We start from the raw sequence: 21,346 nt of genomic DNA on the forward strand, positions 1-21,346 counted from the left end.
CTCGCCCCCTACCTCTTATTCTCCAGGTAAAAGCGGACAATACCGTTGAAAATGCCTTGGGCGGCAGCCTGTTGAAAGCCAGGCGCCCTAAGGAGCACTTCCTCATCGGGGTGATCCAAAAAGCCCACTTCCACTAGAATGGAAGGTATATCCGACCCGTTAAACACCGCCAGGTCTTCCCGACCCCAGATACGGCGGTCGATGAGGGTAATGGCCTTCACCAGCTCCTCCTGGACGATGCGGGCAAACAGTTCAGAGACGGGATCGCCGGCGCGGTACAGGGTCTCGGTACCCCGAGCCCGCCCCCGTTCGATGTTGGAATTGGCATGAACAGACACGAACAGATCCGCCCGGGCCTCCACCGCGACCTCGGGGCGTTTGAAGATAGAGACGTAGATATCACTGTCCCTGGTGTAGACCACCTTGGCCCCGGCTTCACTGAGCAGTTCGCCAAGGTAGAGGCTGATGGCCAGGTTCACATCTTTCTCAAAGGTGCCGCGGTAGCCGATTGTCCCCGGATCTGATCCGCCATGTCCGGGGTCAACCGCGATGACCAGACCGGAGAGTACTCCTTCCTGCACTGGCAGGACCTCCGTGCCGGGCACTTCAGCCGCGGGAACCTGCTGGGCCCGCAGGTAGGCGGCGGCCTCCGCCGCGGTCCCGGGGAAGAGGGGCAGTACATATCCGCGGGGCCGTTCCTCCACAGGCAGGGGCGCCACCGGCTCAGTCAGCTCCAGGACGATTCTCGTAACAGAAGGCGAATGCTGCCCTGCCCGCCAGCGGGCAATTGGGCCCAAATTGACCGGCACGTCGAAGGATCTGCTGACCAAAGTGGTATCTTGAAAATCCAGCACCAGGCGGAGGGGGTTTTCCAGGTAGGTTGCCTGAACTTCCGGGGCACTGGAAATCTCGAAACTGAGCCATAAGCTGCCATCCTCTTCCTCCAAAGTCAGGGCGGAGAGCTGGTAGTTGAACTCGATGGTCAGCCCGCCTTCGGCAGCCGGCAGGACCCGGTAGCCCGTGGGGGCCCTCAGGTCGCAGACAACCCGCAGGGTCTGGTCATCAAAGCGGCTGGCCCGCACAGCACTGACCACGGAGCTGTCCACTTCCAGCATGGGCGGGGGATCGCCCTGGACCCCGTAAAGATCGATCACCAACCGGGCCGGATGTTCCAGCAGGATGGTCTGGTAGCCGGTGTAGGACTCCAGATCCAGGAAGATGCTGGCTCTGGGCCCGCCCAGGAAAACGATCTCCCTCAGCCCCCGCTCCTCGCTGGGCTCGTAGAGCACGATGGTCGTTTCCTCCTGCTCCGGCTCCCTCTCGTCAGAATCCCCATGGGAGACGGCAGCAGCGCTCCCCTCTTCTTCCTGGGTAAACAGAGAGCTCAGGCCGGTAAAGCGGGGACTCTTGCGCGCCAAGCGGAATCCCCCCAGTTCCTGGACGAAGGTCAAGCTCAAATGGCGCCGATCCGCCATGAAACGCAGGGGAACGATGATCTCTCCTTGGAGCAGCTGGGGAGCGACCTCCAACGTGTACTCCCTGCCGTCCACCAGCGCCAGCTCCACACCGAGCTCCATATGTACAGTCATGTCCTCAAAGACGATCTCTATGCGGGGTTCATCCACCTGGATCTGGGCCCCCAGGTGCTCGGCAAAGACCCAGAGGGGGATCATGTAATTGCCGTTGATCATGACTAGATCGCTCTTCAGCTGCACTTCTTCATCTTCTACGAACAGTTTCAGCGCGGCTTGGGATAAGCGCGGGCAGAATAGTATAATGGCGATAAGAAAAAAAGCTATAAGTCCGGCCCGTTTCATCATCCTACCTCCAGCAGATAATATTACCATCATTTCGCCCTGGAACCCCTTAATCCTGCCCAGAGAGGGGCTTCCCCTTAATCTAATTCGGACGCCTGTGCCCTTTCCCGACCGAGCGACCTAACCGCAACAGAAAAGAACACCGCTTCCGCGGTGTCCCGCTCCTGTCCGCGCTGGGCAGATTCGCCCTCTGCCACTCTCACCGGGGGCTAATACCTAGTACCGCAATGGGCACATTGGAACACTTCCACGCCTTCTGACTCGCTCAACTCGATGCCTTGCTCCTTACTCATCATAAGAATGTTGTGTTGCAGTTGTTGCAGCGCCAAAGTTCCAAACCGTGCCCTTCCCCGACCAAGGTTGCTGATGCCGAACCGCATTCCGGACACTTCTTCATCGTCTGACCAGAGCCGCCTGTCACGACGTCCAATTCCACCTCGGTCAGTTCCCCAGCCAGAAAGCGCAAAAGGGATAGCACTTCTGCGGCTTCTGCTTCGCTCAACTCGATGCCGTGCTCCCCAGCCAGTTCCAAGAGCTCCTCGGCACTGGAGCACCCCAGGGCTTTCTTGAGCACTTGGTCCCCATCGCCTTTAAGCCGAGCCAACACTTCCTGCAGAACCATGCTATCTGCCTCCTGACGGGTTCTCGATTCCCAGTGGAGCACTCCCTGCCCCGAACTCACCTTATCCCGAATACTCTACCGCAGTCGTTACACCGGTACTCTTTGATCCCGTACCTATCCCGCAGGTAGGTTACTGAGGTGGAACCGCACAGCAAACACGTGACCAACCCACTGCCACCTGCCACCGCATCCAGTTCCAGCTCCGTCAGTTCCTCAGGGCGGTGCTGTAAGAAAGCCAGGAGTTCCACGGCTTCTGATTCCCCCAAGTCGATGCCGTGCTCTCCAGCCAGTTCCATGAGCTCATCGGCACTGGAGCACCGCAGGGCTTTCTTGAGCAACTCGTCCCCATCGCCCCTTAACCGAGCCAGCACTGCCTGCAGATCCATGCTATCTGCCTCCTTAACAATTCGGCGCAACACTTTTTGTTGGACAATACGCCGTCGTCCAACGGTTCCCTTCCCATTTTATGGATACTTCCGGTAACCTCTTAGGGGGTTCTTTTCTCCGCCTTTCGGTCCTTTCTTCGCCGCAACAACTCTGGTATAATAACCGCAGGAGGATCAGGCTATGGCCCAAATCAAGGTAGTTACAGAAAACCGCAAGGCCCGCCACGACTATTTCATCGAAGAAACCATGGAGGCCGGCATCGTGCTGCAGGGAACGGAAGTTAAGTCCATCCGCCTGGGCAGGGTCAATCTCAAGGACAGCTACGCCCGGGTGGAAAACGGCGAGGTATTCCTCTACGGGATGCATATCAGCCCCTATGAGCAGGGCAACCGCTTCAACCACGATCCCCTGCGGCCCAGGAAGCTGCTCCTGCACAAGCGGGAGATCCGCCGCCTGTTGGGAAAGACCCGGGAAGAAGGTTATACGCTAGTTCCCACCCGCCTCTACTTCAACAGGGGCAAGTGCAAGGTAGAGCTGGCCCTGGCCAAGGGCAAACGCAAATACGACAAGCGGGAATCCTACGCCAAGCGAGATGCGGAGCGCCGGGCCCGGCAGGCCCTGCGCCGGGACGTCTGATGGGCCGCCGTCCCTTCATTGATACGCTGAGCAGCCTCCGGCCAGCCCGCCCCAACCTTGACAGCCCAGCCCCGCTCTGCTATGCTAAAGGTACCATGGGGGTGAATTAGGTTCGACGTGGGCAGGAAGAGCATCAGAAGCGAGCCGAGGTCCCCGCTACCTCGTTAATAAAGTGGGAAAACAATAACTGCAAACAATCGTTACGCTTTAGCTGCTTAGTTCAGCTAACGCCGCTTGTTCCTTCCGTCTGTAAGCAACAAGACCGGCGTCACAATACAGACTACCTCTTCGGCACTGCCCGGGGCTGAAGGGGGAAACCTACGGGCTGGTTCAGCCTCACGGCCCGCTGCAAGGCTGGAGGATGAACGAGACTAAGAATTGCAGCTGCGCTCGGAGATGCTGATGTGATTTCGCTCGCGGACAGCGGTGCAACTCCGCTCACCTCCACCAAACTTCCTGAAGACTTATGTCTGCCCTTGGCAGGCGTTTTTTTCTGCCCAAAAACAAAAAACCTTTGCCCACAGGCAAAGGCATTTAGCACAGATCTGAGGTTAAAACCAGATAGTCAGGACCACAGAGAGGACCATGAAACCCACGGCTAGATAGGTGGTAGCGGTCTCCAGCATCTGATCCAAGCCCTTACTACGCTTGCCGAAGAACATACGGCTGCCGCCACCAATGGAACCCAGCCCTTCACCCTTGCTCTCCTGCAGAACAACTGCCACGATGAGGGCGATGCAGATCAAGAACTGGATCACCATCAAGAACGTTCCCACAGTTAGCTGACACCTCCCTGCTCCTTGCTGGCACTACAAAGCTATTCTACCACACTGTCTATCCGCGGGCAAGATCTTTCAAGAAGGACTGGTACCAGCGGCCGCTGTCCTTGATGATCCTGGCCTGGGTCTGGAAATCCACGTACACAATTCCGAAGCGGCGCTCGTAGCCGAAGGCCCACTCGAAGTTGTCCAAAAAGGACCATACGTAATAACCCTTCAAGGGCACTCCCGCTTCCAGGGCTCGGGCTGCCTGGGCGAAATGCTCCCTAAGGTAGGCGGTCCTCTCCGGGTCAGCTACCCGCCCCTCCATTAGCTGGTCGGGATAGGCGGCACCGTTTTCTGTGATATACAGCGGAATGGGCCCGTAATCCCGGTGGACTCGCAGCAGCAGGTCGTAAAGGCCCTCGGGGTAGACCTCCCAACCCATGTGGGTCACAGGTCCAGCGGGGGGCAGCGCCTCATAGCCGTCCTTGCCCGCAGCCTTGATGATGCCGCGGCTGTAGTAGTTGATGCCCAAAAAGTCCTGGGGCGCCGAAATCAAATCAAAATCTCCCGGCTGAATGTGGGGCGCCACCGCGGTCAAAAACTCCGGCATATCCTGGGGATAAAACCCAGCGAAAAGTGGATCCAGGAACCAGCGGTTCAGGAACCCGTCTGCCCTGCGGCAGGCTTCCCCATCCTCCCGGCTGGGGGAAGCGGGATATTGGGGCGACAAGTTGAGGGTGATCCCGATCTCCCCAGGCAGGTTCAGCTCCCGGTAAGCCTGGAGCGCCAGCCCGTGGGCCAAAAGGAGAATATGGGCCGCCTGGAGATACCAGTTCAGATCGCTCTTACCCGGGGCATGCACGCCGTTTCCGTAACCCAGGTAGGCCGAGCACCAGGGTTCGTTGAGGGTGATCCAGAGCTTCACCGTATCCCCCAACTCTTCAAACATGGTGACAGCATAGTCGCGGAAGTAATAGGCGGTATCCCGATTCAGCCAGCCCCCCTTGTCCTCCAGGACCTGGGGCAGATCCCAGTGGTAAAGGGTGGCCATGGGCTCAATACCCCTCTGGAGCAGCTCATCCACCAAACGCTTGTAAAAGTCCAGCCCTTTGGGGTTCAGCTCTCCTTTGCCGGCTGGATAGATCCGGGGCCAGGCGATGGAAAAGCGGTAGCTGTCCACCCCCAGCTCCGCCATGAGGGCCACATCCTCTTTATACCGGTGGTAGTGGTCGCAGGCCACATCACCGGTGTGCCCGTGGAGCACCTTACCTGGGGTACGGCTGAACCGGTCCCAAATGGATTCGCCCCGGCCATCTTCCTGCGCCGCACCTTCGATCTGATACGAAGCGGTGGCGACTCCCCACCGAAAATCCCGCGGGAATTTCATACTGTCCCCTCCTTTGGTCCTTGATTTCGCCAAGGGGACTCCCTTTCCCTCCCCAGAAAAAAACACGGCGGGCCTTTCCGCCGCGCCGTGCTTGCACCTTGCCAAACGCTACCTTTTGATGTTGTAGAATGCCTTCAGACCAGCATACTCCCCAACGGCATCCAGTTCCTCTTCGATGCGCAGGAGCTGGTTGTACTTGGCCACCCGGTCGGTCCTGCTGGGGGCACCGGTCTTGATCTGGCCAGCGTTTACCGCCACAACCAGGTCGGCAATGGTGGTGTCTTCTGTTTCGCCAGAGCGATGGGAAACAACAGCGGTGTACCCGGCGCGCTTGGCCATCTCAATGGCCTGGAGCGTCTCGGTGAGGGTACCGATCTGGTTGACCTTAATCAGGATGGAGTTGGCCACGCCCTGGGCAATACCCCGGCTCAGGCGCTCGGTGTTGGTGACGAACAGGTCGTCGCCCACCAGCTGAACCTTGTCCCCAATGGCTTCCGTGAGCTTCTTCCAGCCTTCCCACTCATCTTCCGAGAGGGCGTCTTCGATGGAGATGATGGGGTATTTTTCCACCAGGTTCTTGTAGTAGGCGATCATCTCATCGGTATCGAGGATCTTGCCTTCGCCTTCCAGGTGGTATTTACCATCTTTGAACAGCTCTGTGGCGGCCACATCAAGGGCGATGCACACGTCCTTGCCCGGCTGGTAACCGGCCCGCTCGATGGCCTGCATAATGGCCTGGATGGCCTCTTCATTGGACTGCAGGTTGGGAGCAAAACCGCCTTCGTCGCCCACCGCCGTGTTCAAACCCTTTTCCTTGAGCACAGCCTTGAGGTTGTGGAACACTTCGGCGCCCATTCTCAGGGCTTCCCGGAAGCTCGCCGCCCCCACAGGCATGATCATGAACTCTTGAATATCCACGTTGTTGTCGGCATGGGCTCCGCCGTTGAGGATGTTCATCATGGGTACCGGAAGCTGGGAGGCAGCCGCACCGCCGATGTAGCGGTAGAGGGGCATGCCCAGGGAGTTGGCGGCGGCATGGGCCACTGCCAAAGATACACCCAGGATTGCGTTGGCGCCGAGCTTGCCCTTGTTGGGTGTGCCGTCCAGCTCGATCATGAGCTGATCGATGCCGATCTGATCCGTGGCATCCCAGCCGATGATCTCAGGGGCGATGACCTCTTCCACATTCTCCACCGCCTTGAGCACGCCTTTGCCTAAGTAGCGTGCCTTGTCCCCATCCCTGAGCTCCACCGCTTCAAAGGCGCCGGTGGAGGCACCGGAGGGAACGATGGCCCGGCCGAAGCTGCCATCGGCCAGATGCACTTCCACTTCCACCGTGGGATTGCCCCGGGAGTCCAAAACTTCCCTCGCTATCACATCATTGATAATCATTGTTCGTTCCTCCTCACAATTAAGCTTTGTCCGGTCATCTCCGGAGGTTGAGCTATGCCCATCAGATCCAGGATCGAAGGGGCCAGATCGGCCAAGATTCCGCTCTTCAGGCCCCAGCCTTCAGGTGCGTTGAACAGCCAGACGGGCACCAGATTGCTGGTGTGCGCGGTGTGGGCTTCCCCCGTCTCTGGGTCAACCATCTGCTCGGCGTTCCCGTGGTCCGCGGTGACAATGGCCGTGCCGCCCATCTCTTTGATGGCCTCCAGTACCTGGCCCAGGCCGGCATCCACCGCCTCCACCGCCTTCACCGCCGCTTCAAACACACCGGTGTGGCCCACCATATCGCAGTTGGCATAGTTGAGCACGATGAAGTCGAACTTGCCTTGGCGGATCTCTTCAACCACCCGCCTGGTCACTTCCGGCGCGCTCATTTCCGGCTGCAGATCGTACGTGGGCACCTTGGGGGAAGGCACCAAGATGCGCTCTTCGCCGGGGAAGGGCGTCTCCTGGCCCCCGTTAAAGAAGAAGGTGACATGCGCGTACTTCTCCGTCTCGGCGATGCGCAGCTGGGTCTTGCCCAAACCGGAAAGGTACTCGCCCAAGGTGTTTCTGAGATCCTGGGGAGCGAAGGCAAAGGGGAGATCCAGCTCGGCATCGTACTGCGTCATGGTGGCGTAGTAGATGTCCAGTTTTTTCCCCCGGTCAAAGCCCTGGAAATCATCGTTGGTCATGGCCCAAGTGATCTCCCGGGCCCTGTCTGCCCGGAAGTTGAAAAAGAGCACACTGTCACCGTCTTGGATGGGTCCCACGGCCTTTCCGTTTTCCACGATCACCCTGGGCACCACAAACTCATCGGTCTCCCCCTGGGCGTAGGCCTCTTGGATGGCCGCGGCGCTGCTGGGGGCCCCAGGCCCCTGGCCCAGAAGGGCCCGGTAGGCCTTCTCCACCCGGTCCCAGCGTCTATCCCGGTCCATGGCGTAATAGCGTCCGGAGATGGAAGCAACTCTGCCGATCCCGATCTGTTCAATCTGTTCCTCCAGGTCCGCCAGGTATTCGTGGGCGCTGGAGGGCGGCACGTCACGGCCATCCAGGAAGGCATGGACGAACACCCGCTCCAGGCCGTGCTCCTTGGCCATCCTGAGCAGGGCATAAAGGTGCTCAGAGTGGCTGTGCACGCCGCCAGGGGAAACCAGCCCCATGAGGTGCAGAGCCCCCCCTGTCTTCTTCGGATGCTCCATGACCGCCAGCAAAGTGGGGTTGGTGAAAAACTCCCCCGAAGCGATGGCCTTGGAAATGCGCACTACATCTTGGTAGACAATGCGCCCAGCCCCGATATTGAGGTGACCCACATTGGAGTCCCCCATTTGACCGTCCATCAGCCCCACGCTGCCGCCGGAAGCAGAGAGCACATTCCGGGGCGCGCTGCTGTTCAGCCAGTCCACCGTGGGGGTGCGGGCTGCCTTGACTGCATTGCCTTCCACATGTTCACTGAGGCCGAAGCCATCTAAGATGATTAACGCAGTTGGTTTCTTCATGAATTAACGATTCCACCTCCGGGAACAGCCTCTAAGATCACCTGGTTTTCAGTACCGGATGATGCTGGTGAAGCTGTCCACATCAAGACTTGCTCCGCCCACCAGGGCACCATCGATCTCAGGTTGTTCCATGAATTCTTTGATATTGGCCGGCTTGACGCTGCCTCCGTACTGGATCCTCACCTGTTGGGCAAGGTCAGCCGTGTAGAGCTCAGCCAGCGTTTGGCGGATCCTGGCGATGACCTGGTTGGCGTCCTCTGCGTCGCAGTTCTCGCCTGTGCCGATGGCCCAGACAGGCTCATAGGCAATGACCAGATTGGTCAGCTGCTCAGCCGCGGCGCCCGCCAGGGCACGGGTGGTTTGGGCCACCACCACCTCTTCCGTCCGGCCGGCCCGGCGCTCCTCCAGTGTTTCGCCCACACACAGGATGGGCTTCAGGCCCACATTGAGGGCCTTGAGCACCTTCTTGTTGATCAGCTCATCATCTTCCTTGAAGATCTGCCGACGCTCCGAGTGGCCTAGAATCACGTATTCACAGCCCACATCCAGAAGCATCCCGGGGGCGATCTCCCCGGTAAAGGCACCTTGATCTTCAAAGTACATGTTCTGGGCACCCAACTTGACCTTGGTCAAGCCCAGGGCGCTCAGCGCGGGGAGGTTGGTGAAAGGAGCGCAGATCACCACTTCCACGGGGCTGTCCTGAACCCGCTCTTCCAGTTTGCGGGCCGTTTCCACCGCTTCCCCCACATTCTTATACATCTTCCAGTTTCCAGCGATTATGGGTGTACGCATGACTTCACCTCAGTTATTTGTCATCCAGGGCTGCTACCCCCGGCAGCACCTTGCCTTCCAGGAACTCCAGGGAGGCGCCTCCGCCAGTGGAGACGTGGGTCATCTTGTCAGCAAGGCCCATCTGCTCCACAGCTGCCGCCGAGTCCCCACCGCCGATGACGGTCACGGCAGAGGAATCGGCCAGTGCCTGGGCTACGCTGAGGGTGCCCTTAGCAAAGGCTTCGAACTCAAATACTCCCATGGGACCGTTCCAGACCACGGTGCCCGCGCCCTTGACAGCTTCAGCGAAGCGCTTGGCCGTTTCAGGGCCGATATCCAAGCCTTCCCAATCCGCGGGGATTTGGTCAATGGCCACTACCTTATGCTCCGCATCTGCGGCAAACTCCTTGGCCACCACAACATCAACAGGCAGGAGGAGTTCCACGCCCTTCTCCTTGGCCTGGGCCATAATGGTGCGGCAGAACTCCAGACGTTCCTCGTCCAGAAGCGATCTGCCCACTTCATATCCCTGGGCCTTGAGGAAGGTGTAGGCCATGCCGCCGCCGATGATCAGGGTATCCACCTTGTTCAGCAGCGACTCGATGACCGCGATCTTGTCTTTGACCTTGGCGCCGCCCAAGATGGCCACGAAGGGCCGCTTGGGATCTTCCACCGCACCGCCCAGGAACTGCAGTTCCTTCTCCATGAGGAAGCCGGAGACCGCGGGGAGGTAGTCGGCCACACCTGTGGTGGAGGCGTGGGCCCTGTGGGCCGTGCCGAAGGCATCGTTGACGAAGATGTCGCCTAAGGCCGCCAGGGCCTTGGCAAACTCGGGGTCGTTCTCTGTTTCTGCGGCGTAGAAGCGGACGTTCTCCAAGAGGAGCACATCGCCGGGCTCCAGACCAGCCACGGCCTTTTCCACTTCGGGCCCGATGCAGTCATCCACCTTCTGCACCGGCTGGCCTAGAAGCTCGCTTAAGCGCTGAGCCACAGGGTCCAGGCGGAAGGCATCATCGGGTTTGCCCTTGGGCCGGCCCAGGTGGGACATGAGGATCACTTTGCCGCCTTCCTTGATCACATGCTGGATGGTGGGCAGTGCAGCCCTAATTCTTTTATCGTCAGTGATCGCGCCGTCCTGCATAGGCACATTAAAATCGACGCGCATCAAAACCCGTTTGCCCTTTACATCCACGTCTCTGATTGTTTTCTTGGCCATAAGCATCCTCCTTTTCGTATGGAATCCCCCAAGCAGGGGGATTCCAGGTTGAGCTTGTTTACTTGCGGGATTCCATGTAGCGGATGAGGTCAATCACCCTCATGGAGTAGCCCCACTCATTGTCGTACCAAGCTACCACTTTGAGCATGTTGTCGCCCATGGTCTTGGTCAGGGCTGCATCCACGATGGAGGAATTGTCGTTGCCCATGAAGTCTGTGGAGACCAGGGGCTCCTCTTCGAAGGCCAAAATGCCCTTGAGCTTGCCTTCGGCCGCTTTCTTCAGTTCAGCATTGGCGGCCTCAGCGGTTACCGGCTTTTCCGTCTCCACTACCAGGTCCACAACGCTCACCGTGGAAACGGGGACGCGCATGGCAAAGCCGTCCAGTTTGCCCTTGAGTTCAGGCAGGACAAGGCCAACGGCAGCGGCGGCACCGGTGGTGGTGGGAACGATGTTCATGGCAGCGGCCCGGGCCCTGCGCAGATCCTTATGGGGCAGGTCCAGGATTCTCTGGTCGTTGGTATAAGCATGGACAGTGGTCATGAGGCCCTTCTTAATGCCGAAGGCATCGTGGATAACCTTGGCCACAGGTGCCAAGCAGTTGGTGGTGCAGGAGGCGTTGGAAATCACATGGTGCTTCTCCGGATCGTAGAGGTCTTCATTAACTCCCATGACGATGGTGATGTCCTCTTCTTTAGCAGGAGCGGTGATGATCACCTTCTTGGCCCCGGCGTCGATGTGCCACTGAGCCTGATCCCGCTTGCGGAAGACACCGGTGGATTCCACCACATACTCCACACCCAGCTCGCCCCAGGGGATGTTCTTGGGATCGCGCTCGGCAAAGACCTTGATCTTCTTGCCGTTAACTACGATGTTATCGCCGTCCACCGACACATCAGCCTTCAGAGTACCGTGGTTCGTATCGTACTTAAGGAGATGGGCCAGGGTCTTCGCATCTGTCAAGTCGTTGATGGCCACTACATCGAAATTGGGATCATCGAGAGCCCCGCGCAGTACCAACCGGCCGATGCGGCCAAAACCGTTAATGCCAACCTTCATTGTCATCATGATTCCCCCTTACTCTATTTCTTTTAACTTCATCAGCCTCCGGGCTACCCCCTCATCGGTGATGCACACATCACAATAACCTCGGGACAACACCGCCATCACAGCCCATGCCTTGCTCCTACCACCTCCAACGGCGATAACCATGGGAATGCTTTCCAGGTCTTCCAGGCGCAGTCCCACCGAAGCGGTATTGTGGACGATCCTGCCCTGGGCATCGAAGTAGCAGCCGAAGGCTTCGCCCACGGCCCCCGCGGCGATCAGGTCCATAATGGAAGCATCGTCAAAACCGCGCCTTCTGGCCATTTCTTCTGCTGTGCCGATACCGTGGACCAAGATGTCCGCCCGGCGCCCCAGGGCGATGACGCTGCGGATGCGCGGCTCACTTAAGATCTGCTCCAAATTGGCGGGCCGCACATCTTCCGGGGCATAGAGCAGGCGGTAGCTACCGCCTAAGCCTTCCGCCAGGGCCACTGCAATGGTGTTAGCCTGGATTTTGATGTCTTCTCCCAAGCCGCCCCGCACGGGAACAACCGTGACCCGCTTGCGCACATCGTGAAGCCTTACGCTCTCGGCTACGCCGGCGAGGGTGGTGCCGCCGGAAACGGCGAGAATCTGCCCGTCCTCCAGCACCTGGCAGAGGTAATCCGCGGCAGCCCTGGCCAGATCCTTGCGCGTGGCGGGATCTTTGTCGCAGTCCCCCGGGACGATGATCATCCTCTCCACGCCCAGGGCCGCAGCCAGCTTCTTTTCCAGCTGTTCCAGGCCGTAGAAGTCCCGTACCACGTCCTCAAGCTCCAAAAACACCTTTTCCCCTTCCGGGGTGAGCTGCATGCCCAGGGAGGTGGTGTGCAGCAGGCCCTGTTCCCGCAGGACATCCAGTTCACTGCGGATTACCCGCTCCGAACCTCCCATTTGAGCGGCGATGAACCTGCGCCCGATGGGGCCCTGGTTGCGGATAATCCTCAAGAGGCTGTAGCGCCTGTCCAGAAGCCCAGCCAGTTCAGGCACGAGCTGCTGCAGGGCACCGAGACTGGCCATGGTCGGACACCCCTCCTACGGGACGCTTAGTGACCCACAGGGGTTGATTTTGTCCCGCTCTGGTTATTATTATTCTGCTCACGCAAATAATTCCCTCCATGGGGTTGTTAATGTTTGGGAACCAATTTGTCAAGTTGTCGCGCTTTTTCCCGGATCTGCCGCAGGCGGTAGTTTACACCGCTCTTGCTCAATTTTGGCCTCATGAGCTCCCCCAACTCCTGTAAGGAAGCGTAGGGGTGTTCCCGGCGCAGCCGGGCCACTTCCCGCAGCTTGGGTGGGAGTTCCTCAAGGCCGATCACGGAATCAATCAGCTCGATATCCTCCAGCTGAGCCACGGCGGCCTTCACTGTTTTGTCCACATTGGCCGTTTCGCAGTTGACCAGGCGGTTCACCTGGTTGCGCATTTCTTTCATCACCCGTACGTTCTCAAAGTGCAGCAGGGCGCTGTGGGCCCCCATGAGCCCGAGCAAACTGGCGATCTGCCCCCCATCTTTCATGTACACAACCAGGGAACCCTTTCTCTGGGTGAGGCCTGCCTCCAGGTCCAGGGACCACAGGGCAGCCAGGATTTTATCCGCCACCCGGCTCTGCTCGCTGGAAAACTCCAGATGGTAGGTGCGCTCCGGATTGGTGATGGAGCCGCTCACCAGAAAGGCGCCCCGAAGGTAAGCCCGGCGGCAGCACTTCTTGCGGGGAATCCCCGCCTCACCCACCACACTCTGCTCCTTGAGATCCTGGTAGACTTGTCCCGCGTGGGCGCGCCCTAAAACCCGCACCGTGCAGATCTGGGAGCGGCGGGACTTGGACCTGACCACCAGAACCTGGGTGGGCAGTTCGGAATAGAGCCCCTTGAGCATGATCAAGATCTTCCTGGCCACAAAAGGAGAGGAAGTGTTGAAGTCCAGAAACTGATTGTGCCGGCCCAGCAGAAAGCCGCTCAAATCATAAAAAGCGCTCAGCTCTGACACCCGGCAGCAGCGAGCACTGGGAATGACCCTGGCCAGTTCTTGGCGCACATCATCGGAAAAGGCCATTTCACTTACCCCCTTCTTTTCCCAGGATCCAGACCCGCACCCGCCATTTTTGCACCTCCGCTTTGACAATCACAGGCGAGGCAGAGTCGTTGCGGAACTTAAAATCGGTGTACGGCCAGGCCACCGCGGCATCCATGCCGTGTTTGATATAGCTGGGGGCGATGGAGTGGATGCGGCGCTCCACAATCTCCAGCCCGGCCAGGCGCACTGCGTTGTACAGCGTGGTGGAAGTCTGGCACACGCCGCCCCCCACCCCGGGAACCACCGCTTCCCCCAGGATGATGGGGGCGTTGCGGTAGCCCCGCTCCGGCGTGCGCTCACCCACCACTTCATTAAAGGAAAAGATCTCCCCGGGCATGACAATGGTGTTGTTGATGGCCTGGAGGGAGAGGCGGATATTGTGCACCCGGTCAGGGCTGCCCATGAGGGGGGTGGAAAAGTCGCCTAGGATGTGGGTGAGCTCCATAAGGTGCTCGGTGCGGAACAGCGGCACCACGGGGATACCCTTAAGCTCCAGTCTGGTGTGGGCAGGAGCGGTGACCACTTCCTGCACTATGCTGTCCACGTCGAAGTAGAGGCCCTCTTCGTGGGGGATGATCTCCCCGGTGATCTTATCCAGACCGGCGGGAACCGGCGGGCGCTGGCGGGCCCGGGCCATCCGCTCCACGATCACCCGCACCTCGTTGGGGTAGTAGTATTCCATGGCCTGGTCCTCTAAGTATACCCCATGATTGACCCCAAAAAACCTGCGGTGCACGGTGCGGTACACAGAAGGCAGGCCCACCCCCAGCGCGGTAATTAGCACGAGCAGGCTCGCAAGGCGGCGCATCCCCATCCCCCCCTAGCCAATGTATTCGGCCTGGGGGGAAAATAAACCAGGGGCCTACACTGCGCGGCCCGCCGGTGTTTTGGCTTTGTCCCGTCCCTCCGCCAGGCGGATGATCTCTTCCGCCAGCCTCAGGCTGGAATGGCGCACCAGATCCTGCTGATCCAGTACATCGGCGGTGTGCACCTTAATGCCCAGCCTCTCGATGGCAGCCGTATCTGCCCGCACGGGGTAGGCCCCCTGCGCCGCGTATTTCTTAGCCTGCCCGGAGGAAACCGCCGCCTTGTTCACCAGCACATAATCCAGCACCGAGGGGGGCCCCAGGTGGGCCAGGAGCGCCTTGACATGGTCGCTCGCGCTGTAACCGTCCGTTTCCCCGGGCTGCGTCATCACATTGCAGACGTAGATGCGCAGCGCCTGGGTTTCGGCGATGGCCTGGGCTAGGCCCTCCACCAACAGGTTGGAAATGATGCTGGTATACAAACTCCCCGGCCCCAGCACCACCACATCGGCGTGGCGGATGGCCTCCAGGGCCTCGGGCAGCGCCTGGGCCGTCTTGGGCTCCAGGAAAACCCGCTTGATTTTTTTGCCCTGCTCCGGAATGCAGCTTTCACCCAGCACTGTGGAGCCGTCGGTGTAGATGGCACCTAGGCGCACCGACTCCAATGTGGAGGGAAGCACCTTGCCCCTAACCGCCAGAACCTTGCTGAAGGCCCGGATGCCTTCCTCAAAATCTCCGGTAATATCGGTCATGGCTGCGATGAAGAGGTTGCCGAAGCTGTGCCCCGCCAGGCCCTCCCCCCAGGAAAACCGGTACTGGAACAGCGTCTCCATGAGGGGCTCCGTGTCCGCCAGGGCCACCAGGGTGTTGCGGATATCTCCCGGCGGGAGAATACCCAGATCATCCCGGATGCGGCCGGAGCTGCCGCCGTCATCGGCCACGGTTACCACTGCCGTGATGTTGGAGGTGTACTCCTTCAGACCCCGCAGCATCGTGGAAAGACCCGTGCCTCCCCCGATGGCCACGATGTGCAGACCCTTCTGCAGGTTGCGGGTTTTATACACATGTTCCACCAGATCGGGGGCCGCGGAGGGGCGCACCGCCTCCACCACGGAACTGACCACATTGCGCACCCCCAGGGCCACGCCCACCAGACCCAAGAGGATCAGAACAACACCGGAAACCACGGGATTAACCGGCCACTCGGCTGCCCAGGCCAGGATCTTCCTTTCCCAAAGGGAAAAGACGGGGCTGTTCAGCATCACCACCGTTCCCGTGTCGATGGCGAGCACCCCGAGCAAAAGCAGGACAACCCAGCGCTTGACGCGCATGCCCGGGTACAACCACTTCAGTTTACTCACTCTGGCCACTCCTCCCGGGAAGCCTTTCCGCCTTACAGTTTACTGGCGGCGGCCTGATCAACCACGAGCGTTACCGAGGGATGCAGCTGGAGCACTGAGGCGGGAACAGCAGTGGTAACCGGCCCGTGCACAGCTGCATAGATGGCATCGGCCTTGCTGCCGCCGCTGGCCATAAGGATGATCTCCTTGGCCTGCATAATGGACTTAATGCCCATGGAAATCGCCCGTGTAGGTACCTGATCTATAGATTCGAAGAAGCGGGCGTTATCCCTGATGGTACTCTCCGCCAAATCCACCACGTGGGTGGTGCTGCCAAACTCGGTGCCCGGTTCGTTAAAGCCGATGTGGCCGTTGGTGCCGATACCCAAAATCTGCAGATCAATCCCGCCAGCCTGCCTGATCAGCTCATCATAGCGGCGGCACTCCGCCTCCAGATCCTCCGCTAGCCCGTTGGGGATAAAGGTCCTCTCCGGGTTTATGTTTACTTTGGAAAAGAGGTGTTCATGCATATACCTGCGGTAGCTCTGGGGATGATCCGGGCCCAAGCCCACATACTCGTCGAGGTTGAAGGTGGTCACCCGGCTGAAATCCATCCCCCGGTTGTGGTACTCCACCAGCAGCTTGTAAACCCCCAGGGGAGTGCTGCCGGTGGCCAGCCCCAGGACACTGTTGGGCTTGCGCATGATCTGCCCATACACGATTTTGGCCGCTTCCGCGCTCATACTGTCGAAGTTGGCCACTACCACAATATTCATCGCCATCTCCCTTCCTCCGTCATTGTGCACTGTAGGCGGTGCGGCCGCTGATGATGGTCATCTGGACCTGAAAATCGCGGCTCAACAGCACAAAGTCCGCCTTGTTGCCTTCCTTGATCCAGCCCCGGTGTTTCAGCCCGAGGGTCTGTGCGGGGTTGAGGCTGGCCATGCGGAACGCATCCACCAAATCCACCCCCAGCTGCTCCACCATGTTCTGCACAGCCTGCTTCAGGGTGAGGGTGCTGCCGGCCAGATTGCCATCGGCCAGCCGGGCCGAGCCGTCCCGCACAAAGATCTTGTGGTCACCCAAAACGTACTCTCCATCGGGCAGTCCCGTGGCCTGCACCGAATCTGTGACCAGCACGATATGCTCAACGCCTATGCTGCGCAGCATGACCCGGATCGCCCCGGGATGCACATGAACCAGATCGGCGATGAGTTCCGCGTAGAGACCCGGTGTGGCCAGCACCGCTCCCACCACGCCCGGATCCCGGTGATGGAGCCCCCGCATGCCGTTGTAGGTGTGGGTGACGTGGGTGATGCCCTGTTTGAACCCTGCCAAGGCCTCCTCATAGGTGGCGTTGGTGTGCCCGATGCTCACCGTAACGCCCCTTTCCCGCAACCAGGCGATGGCCTCCAGGCTGCCGGGCACTTCCGGAGCCAGGGTCACGAGCCGCAGCTTTTCCCCTAAAATCCGATGAAGCTCCTCCAGCTCATCCAGGCTGGCCGGGCGGATCGCGGGCCCATACTGGGCTCCCTTATACTTTTCGTTTATGTACGGGCCTTCTAGATGGATGCCTAAAACTTCCGCCCCATCCTCAAGGTCCTCGAAGCCAGCCACCAGCTCACACACGGCGCGGGTTTTGTCCTCAGCCGCGGTGACCGTGCTGGGCAGAAAGGCCACCGTACCGCTGCGGGCCAGAAAACGGGCCATGGTTTCCAGCGCCTCTTCAGTTCCATCCATCAGCTCGCTGCCGCCAGCGCCGTGCATATGCACATCAATCAAGCCCGGGGCAATGTAGCCGCCCTGGGCATCGATGATCCGGAAAACATGGGGCGAAGCGGCTTCCAAAATGCGGCGGCCCTCTTCCTCCCCGGCCACCAGCATAATGCGGTCGCCGATGGTCACAACAGTACCGTTTTCAATGAGTTTATCTGTCACCACTGTGCCGTTGGTGATGATGAGATGTTTCATAGGGGCACTACCTCCTCCTGCTAACTAATTCGTGTTTGCCAGGGGCGTTCCTGCACAATTAACAAGGAATAAATATGAATGCTTCTTGCATATTTTCACATCCGTGGTATAATGAAGCTAATTTGTTACGGAAGAAAGGATGTTCGCCGTGAAAAAACTCTCTGTATTATTACTCACCGTCCTGTTCGTACTTGGCGCTGGATTCTCTGCCTTGGGGCAGGGGGTGCTCAAGGTGGCTACGGAAGCCGGTTTTATGCCCTTTGAGTATGTGGATGCGGAAAGCGGAGAGCTGATGGGGTTTGACATGGACCTGATCCGGGCCATCGGCGAGGTGCTGGGCCTGGAGGTGCAGATCGACAACATCAGCTGGGACGGCCTGATTCCGGCCCTGCTCAACGGCAACTACGACTGCCTCATCGCCGGGATCACCATCACCCCCGAGCGCCAGGGCGCGGTGGACTTCTCGGAACCCTACTTCGAATCTGTACTTACTGTTGTGGCCAACACCGGAACAGAGATCTCCGGCCTGGAGGGGCTGGCGGGCAAGACCGCCGCTGTGCAGATTAACACCACCGGAGATTTCACGGCCTCGGATCTAGCGGATGCCGGGGAACTCAAGGGAGTAGCCCGTTTTGATACGGTGGCCGATGCCATGCAGGCTGTGCTCATCGGGGTAGCGGACATTGTGCTCATCGACCTGCCAGTTGCCGAAGCGTATCTGGCGGCCAACCCCCAGGCCCCCCTGGAACATGCGGGACCGGTGGCCGACAATGAATTCTACGGGATCGCGGTCAACAAGAACAACAAAGCTCTCCTGGAGCAGATCAACGCCGCCTTAGCTGAGCTTAAGGCCAGCGGAACTTACGACCAGATCTTCCAGAAGTGGTTTGGAGCAAACTAATAGGTGCAGGAACAGGTGCGCGGGCTTCGCGCACCTGTTTGCGGGAAGGAGAATCGAATCTTGGGCTTTCGCTGGGATCTAGTCTTCAGCTCCCTGCCCACGCTGCTGCAGGGAGCCAAACTTACTGTGCAGCTCACTTCCATCGCCGTCTTTTTCGGCATTATCCTGGGTACCATCGCCGGCATGATCAGGCTGTCTAAGGGCCCGTTGCGCCTGGCCGCCGCCTCCTACATCGACATCATCAGGGGCACTCCCCTTTTGGTGCAGACCTTTTTGATCTTCTACGGGCTGCCCAGCCTGATCTCCCGCCCCATCCCCGCCTATACAGCCGCGGTGCTGGCCCTGAGCATCAACAGCGGCGCCTATGTGGGGGAGATCGTGCGGGCGGGCATCCAGTCCATTGACAAGGGGCAGTGGGAAGCCGCCGCCTCTCTAGGGCTCTCGGGCAGCCAGACCATGGGCCTGATCATCCTGCCCCAGGCTTTCCGCAGGATCCTCCCGCCCCTGGGCAACGAGTTCATCGCCCTTTTAAAAGACTCCTCCCTGGTTTCGGTGATCGCCCTGGAGGAGCTGGTGCGCAAGGGCCAGATCATCATCGGCCGCACCTTCCGCCCCTTCGAAGTGTGGCTGGCGGTGGCGGTGATCTACTTTGTCATGACCTTTGCCGTTTCCCGCCTGGTGAACCTGGCGGAAAAGAGAGTCGCGGTCCGTTAGTAATAGCCCAGGCCTAACAGCCGGTAGTCGGGCCCCCGCAGAAAGAGGTGCAGATTGCTGCCGATTACCCGGGAGGCAACCCGCATGCCCACCCTTTTCTCCAGGTCCTCCAGATCGTGGTTGGTGGTGAAAACGGTGGGTTTCAAGTTGTTCAAGCGCCCGTCCACAATGATGAGCAGCCGCTCCATGGTCCAGTCGGTGACCCGTTCGCTGCCCAGATCATCCAGGACCAGGAGATCAGCAAAAAGCAGCGGTTCCAGGGAGACATTTCCCGTGCGCATCTGCTCCAGGAGGATGGGTAGGTGCACAAAGGCCACGGAAAACCTGCTCCTCAGCTCATTGGCAATGGCCGCGGCCAGGTGGGTTTTGCCCGTGCCGGAAGGTCCAACCAAGATGATCCCCTGGCCATCGTGGATCTTATCGAAGTTGCGGGCAAAGGTCAGGCTGTCCTCGTAGGCCTCCCGGTTAAAGTCGGTCACCTTAAACCCGGAAAAGGTCTTCTCCTGCAGCGCAGGGGGCAGGGGATGGGCCGCGGGCACCGCCAGAAGCTGCTCCCGCTCCATACGCTCCTGGGCCCGCCTTTGGCGGATGCAGGAACAGTCAGATAAAAGCCACAGTCCCCGGCCCACCGAGGGGGGCATGGGGAAGGGGTGGCTTTTATAGATCCTATGGCGCACTTCTCCGCAGACCGGGCACCTTTCACCCTGGAGCCTGCGCCTAATACCGTATCTACTCATCCAAGAACGAGAAAAGGCTGCGGTCCTGCTTTGTAGGGTTGTAGGTGAAATCCTCCCGCGTGACTTTGGTCTGAGCACCATGGGCTTTGCCTCCTTCGTCCTTGTGCTGATCCTCTGTTATGGCCGACCAATAGGCGCGGAAACGCTCCTCAGTGGTGATGCCGTGATTGAGCCAGTCCTGGATAATCCGGTAAATATAGTTGAAGGAGATATGCTTTTCCCTGCCCGCCAGGCGGCTGCGCCTCTGCTCCTGCTTGGCCCTGAGGATGGCGCAGCCCAGGACAAAGGGGGTCATGCCCTCGTCGCGGGCGGCCAAGAGCTTCTCCTTCTGCGCGCTGGACAGCGGCGCCACCTTCTGTTCATACAGCGCAAAAACATCTTCCATCCTAGGTTCCACGAAGCCACCTCCACAGCAAGCAGCAGATAATAAGCACGCCGGCTCCCCCGGCCAGCCAGGACCAAACGGGGCTTTTTCCCCCGTACACAGGGTAAAGTACACCGCCGCTCAGCTGGGCCCTCTGGCTGCGGGCTCCCCAGCGCGGTGCTAGAAGATCAAAGACGGGCACTCCCGCGCCCCCCACCTGCCAGGGCCCCTCCCCCAGATCCCGCCAGAAACCTGGGGCCAGCCCGTCAAAGGCCCCCACCAGGAGATAATAACCCCATGCTGGACTGGGGTCAGGCAGTAAACTTCTGGGCACCTGCAGGCGAATGGTCCTGCCGTCGGGGAGCACCGAAGCTGCAACTTCGTGGACAGCACCCCCGGCGGTGTACAACCTGCTTTCACCAAAGGGAGCGGCACTTAAGCGCAGATCCCAGCCCGCTTCCGGGCTGGTGTGGAGCAGGTGGGGGCCGATCTGGATCTGGCCCCATCCAGGCTCGATCCCGGTTGTGATATACAATTCGAGGCGTTGGTGGAAGTACCCTTCCGGGGCGCGGAAGGGATTGGTGAGGGCAGCAAATTCACAGTCGAAGTAGACAAATTCCCCATCGGCACTGACCCTAAAGCGGAGCAGGTCAAAAAGCCCAGGGACGAAAACCTCGTGGCCGGGATAGACAAGCTCCCCAGCTCCCCGATCATCTCCCCGCGGGTCTTTAAACTGCACCAGGATCTCTGCCGCCAGCACCTGTGCGGAAACAAGCAGCACAACCAGCAGCCCAAGCGCCAGCCTGTTCACGGCCATCCCCCCGCGC

General features: G+C 59.6%; 22 protein-coding genes and 1 other RNA gene. 4 read left to right on the plus strand and 19 right to left on the minus strand.

The annotated features are described in order from the left end of the window. Positions 1 to 8: 8 nt before the first annotated feature. From ACE4YL_RS11830 to ACE4YL_RS11840, 3 genes are all read right to left on the minus strand, one after another. The gene (locus ACE4YL_RS11830; RefSeq protein WP_461358795.1) at positions 9 to 1,817 is read right to left on the minus strand and encodes an N-acetylmuramoyl-L-alanine amidase; all 1,809 of its coding nucleotides are present in this window, start codon (positions 1,815 to 1,817) and stop codon (positions 9 to 11) included. 292 nt (positions 1,818 to 2,109) lie between these two features. After that, positions 2,110 to 2,439 (minus strand): hypothetical protein, encoded by a 330-nt coding sequence (locus tag ACE4YL_RS11835; RefSeq protein WP_461360000.1) that lies wholly within the window; start codon positions 2,437 to 2,439, stop codon positions 2,110 to 2,112. Between the two features lie 56 nt (positions 2,440 to 2,495). Further along, entirely contained in the window at positions 2,496 to 2,825 is a 330-nt protein-coding gene (locus ACE4YL_RS11840; RefSeq protein ID WP_461358793.1) for a hypothetical protein, read from the minus strand. A 181-nt stretch (positions 2,826 to 3,006) separates the two neighbouring features. On the opposite strand from ACE4YL_RS11840, the gene smpB reads away from it, so the two are divergent. Together smpB and ssrA are read left to right on the plus strand one after the other, a co-directional pair. Then, positions 3,007 to 3,462 carry an SsrA-binding protein SmpB gene (gene smpB, locus ACE4YL_RS11845; RefSeq protein ID WP_461358792.1) on the plus strand — a complete coding sequence of 152 codons (456 nt, stop codon included), beginning with the start codon at positions 3,007 to 3,009 and terminating at the stop codon, positions 3,460 to 3,462. Between the two features lie 97 nt (positions 3,463 to 3,559). Then, positions 3,560 to 3,912, plus strand: a transfer-messenger RNA (tmRNA) gene (ssrA, locus tag ACE4YL_RS11850). A gap of 101 nt (positions 3,913 to 4,013) precedes the next feature. Here ssrA and secG read toward each other — a convergent pair. The 13 genes from secG to nagA all read right to left on the minus strand — a co-directional run bounded on the left by secG (position 4,014) and on the right by nagA (position 17,803). After that, positions 4,014 to 4,238 (minus strand): preprotein translocase subunit SecG, encoded by a 225-nt coding sequence (gene secG, locus ACE4YL_RS11855; RefSeq protein WP_461358791.1) that lies wholly within the window; start codon positions 4,236 to 4,238, stop codon positions 4,014 to 4,016. Between the two features lie 58 nt (positions 4,239 to 4,296). Next, complete coding sequence (locus tag ACE4YL_RS11860; protein ID WP_461365238.1) at positions 4,297 to 5,613, minus strand: GH1 family beta-glucosidase; 1,317 nt, start codon at positions 5,611 to 5,613, stop codon at positions 4,297 to 4,299. Between the two features lie 108 nt (positions 5,614 to 5,721). Next, positions 5,722 to 7,005, minus strand: coding sequence for a phosphopyruvate hydratase (gene eno / locus ACE4YL_RS11865; RefSeq protein WP_461358348.1), 1,284 nt, complete (start codon positions 7,003 to 7,005; stop codon positions 5,722 to 5,724). Then, positions 7,002 to 8,540 (minus strand): 2,3-bisphosphoglycerate-independent phosphoglycerate mutase, encoded by a 1,539-nt coding sequence (gene gpmI / locus ACE4YL_RS11870; RefSeq protein WP_461358347.1) that lies wholly within the window; start codon positions 8,538 to 8,540, stop codon positions 7,002 to 7,004. Before gpmI ends, eno begins: the two co-directional genes overlap by 4 nt. A 48-nt stretch (positions 8,541 to 8,588) precedes the next feature. Beyond that, positions 8,589 to 9,332: a triose-phosphate isomerase gene (gene tpiA, locus ACE4YL_RS11875; protein ID WP_461358346.1), complete on the minus strand. Its 744-nt coding sequence runs from the start codon at positions 9,330 to 9,332 to the stop codon at positions 8,589 to 8,591. Positions 9,333 to 9,345: 13 nt separating this feature from the next. Beyond that, on the minus strand, positions 9,346 to 10,527 hold the full coding sequence (locus ACE4YL_RS11880) for a phosphoglycerate kinase (protein WP_461358345.1): 1,182 nt from the start codon (positions 10,525 to 10,527) through the stop codon (positions 9,346 to 9,348). Between the two features lie 58 nt (positions 10,528 to 10,585). After that, on the minus strand, positions 10,586 to 11,590 hold the full coding sequence (gene gap, locus ACE4YL_RS11885) for a type I glyceraldehyde-3-phosphate dehydrogenase (RefSeq protein ID WP_461358344.1): 1,005 nt from the start codon (positions 11,588 to 11,590) through the stop codon (positions 10,586 to 10,588). 12 nt (positions 11,591 to 11,602) lie between these two features. Next, positions 11,603 to 12,631, minus strand: a complete 1,029-nt coding sequence (locus tag ACE4YL_RS11890) for a sugar-binding transcriptional regulator (RefSeq protein WP_461358343.1) — start codon at positions 12,629 to 12,631, stop codon at positions 11,603 to 11,605. A 107-nt stretch (positions 12,632 to 12,738) separates the two neighbouring features. Continuing rightward, positions 12,739 to 13,665 (minus strand): DNA-binding protein WhiA, encoded by a 927-nt coding sequence (gene whiA / locus ACE4YL_RS11895; protein ID WP_461358342.1) that lies wholly within the window; start codon positions 13,663 to 13,665, stop codon positions 12,739 to 12,741. A gap of 1 nt (position 13,666) precedes the next feature. After that, positions 13,667 to 14,494 (minus strand): VanW family protein, encoded by an 828-nt coding sequence (locus tag ACE4YL_RS11900; RefSeq protein ID WP_461358341.1) that lies wholly within the window; start codon positions 14,492 to 14,494, stop codon positions 13,667 to 13,669. A 54-nt stretch (positions 14,495 to 14,548) separates the two neighbouring features. Then, entirely contained in the window at positions 14,549 to 15,853 is a 1,305-nt protein-coding gene (locus tag ACE4YL_RS11905) for a gluconeogenesis factor YvcK family protein (RefSeq protein WP_461360254.1), read from the minus strand. A gap of 32 nt (positions 15,854 to 15,885) precedes the next feature. Next, a complete protein-coding gene (gene nagB / locus ACE4YL_RS11910; protein ID WP_461358350.1) occupies positions 15,886 to 16,608 on the minus strand; it encodes a glucosamine-6-phosphate deaminase in 723 nt (240 codons plus the stop codon). A 19-nt stretch (positions 16,609 to 16,627) separates the two neighbouring features. Beyond that, entirely contained in the window at positions 16,628 to 17,803 is a 1,176-nt protein-coding gene (gene nagA / locus ACE4YL_RS11915; RefSeq protein WP_461358339.1) for an N-acetylglucosamine-6-phosphate deacetylase, read from the minus strand. Between the two features lie 148 nt (positions 17,804 to 17,951). On the opposite strand from nagA, the gene ACE4YL_RS11920 reads away from it, so the two are divergent. Next, positions 17,952 to 18,704: a basic amino acid ABC transporter substrate-binding protein gene (locus ACE4YL_RS11920; protein WP_461358338.1), complete on the plus strand. Its 753-nt coding sequence runs from the start codon at positions 17,952 to 17,954 to the stop codon at positions 18,702 to 18,704. A 60-nt stretch (positions 18,705 to 18,764) separates the two neighbouring features. Further along, positions 18,765 to 19,418 carry an amino acid ABC transporter permease gene (locus ACE4YL_RS11925; RefSeq protein WP_461358337.1) on the plus strand — a complete coding sequence of 218 codons (654 nt, stop codon included), beginning with the start codon at positions 18,765 to 18,767 and terminating at the stop codon, positions 19,416 to 19,418. On the opposite strand, the gene ACE4YL_RS11930 is transcribed toward ACE4YL_RS11925, so the two are convergent. The 3 genes from ACE4YL_RS11930 to ACE4YL_RS11940 are packed head-to-tail and all read right to left on the minus strand — an operon-like array spanning position 19,415 to position 21,330. Continuing rightward, the gene (locus tag ACE4YL_RS11930; protein WP_461369670.1) at positions 19,415 to 20,095 is read right to left on the minus strand and encodes an ATP-binding protein; all 681 of its coding nucleotides are present in this window, start codon (positions 20,093 to 20,095) and stop codon (positions 19,415 to 19,417) included. The two genes, ACE4YL_RS11925 and ACE4YL_RS11930, sit on opposite strands and share 4 nt — an antisense overlap. Before the next feature lie 52 nt (positions 20,096 to 20,147). Continuing rightward, positions 20,148 to 20,552 carry a DnaD domain-containing protein gene (locus ACE4YL_RS11935; RefSeq protein WP_461360253.1) on the minus strand — a complete coding sequence of 135 codons (405 nt, stop codon included), beginning with the start codon at positions 20,550 to 20,552 and terminating at the stop codon, positions 20,148 to 20,150. Continuing rightward, on the minus strand, positions 20,542 to 21,330 hold the full coding sequence (locus ACE4YL_RS11940; RefSeq protein ID WP_461359308.1) for a glucodextranase DOMON-like domain-containing protein: 789 nt from the start codon (positions 21,328 to 21,330) through the stop codon (positions 20,542 to 20,544). Before ACE4YL_RS11940 ends, ACE4YL_RS11935 begins: the two co-directional genes overlap by 11 nt. Positions 21,331 to 21,346 lie beyond the last annotated feature (16 nt).

It is taken from the genome of Candidatus Darwinibacter acetoxidans, assembly GCF_041936445.1.
Lineage (GTDB): Bacteria > Bacillota > Limnochordia > Darwinibacteriales > Darwinibacteriaceae > DTU010.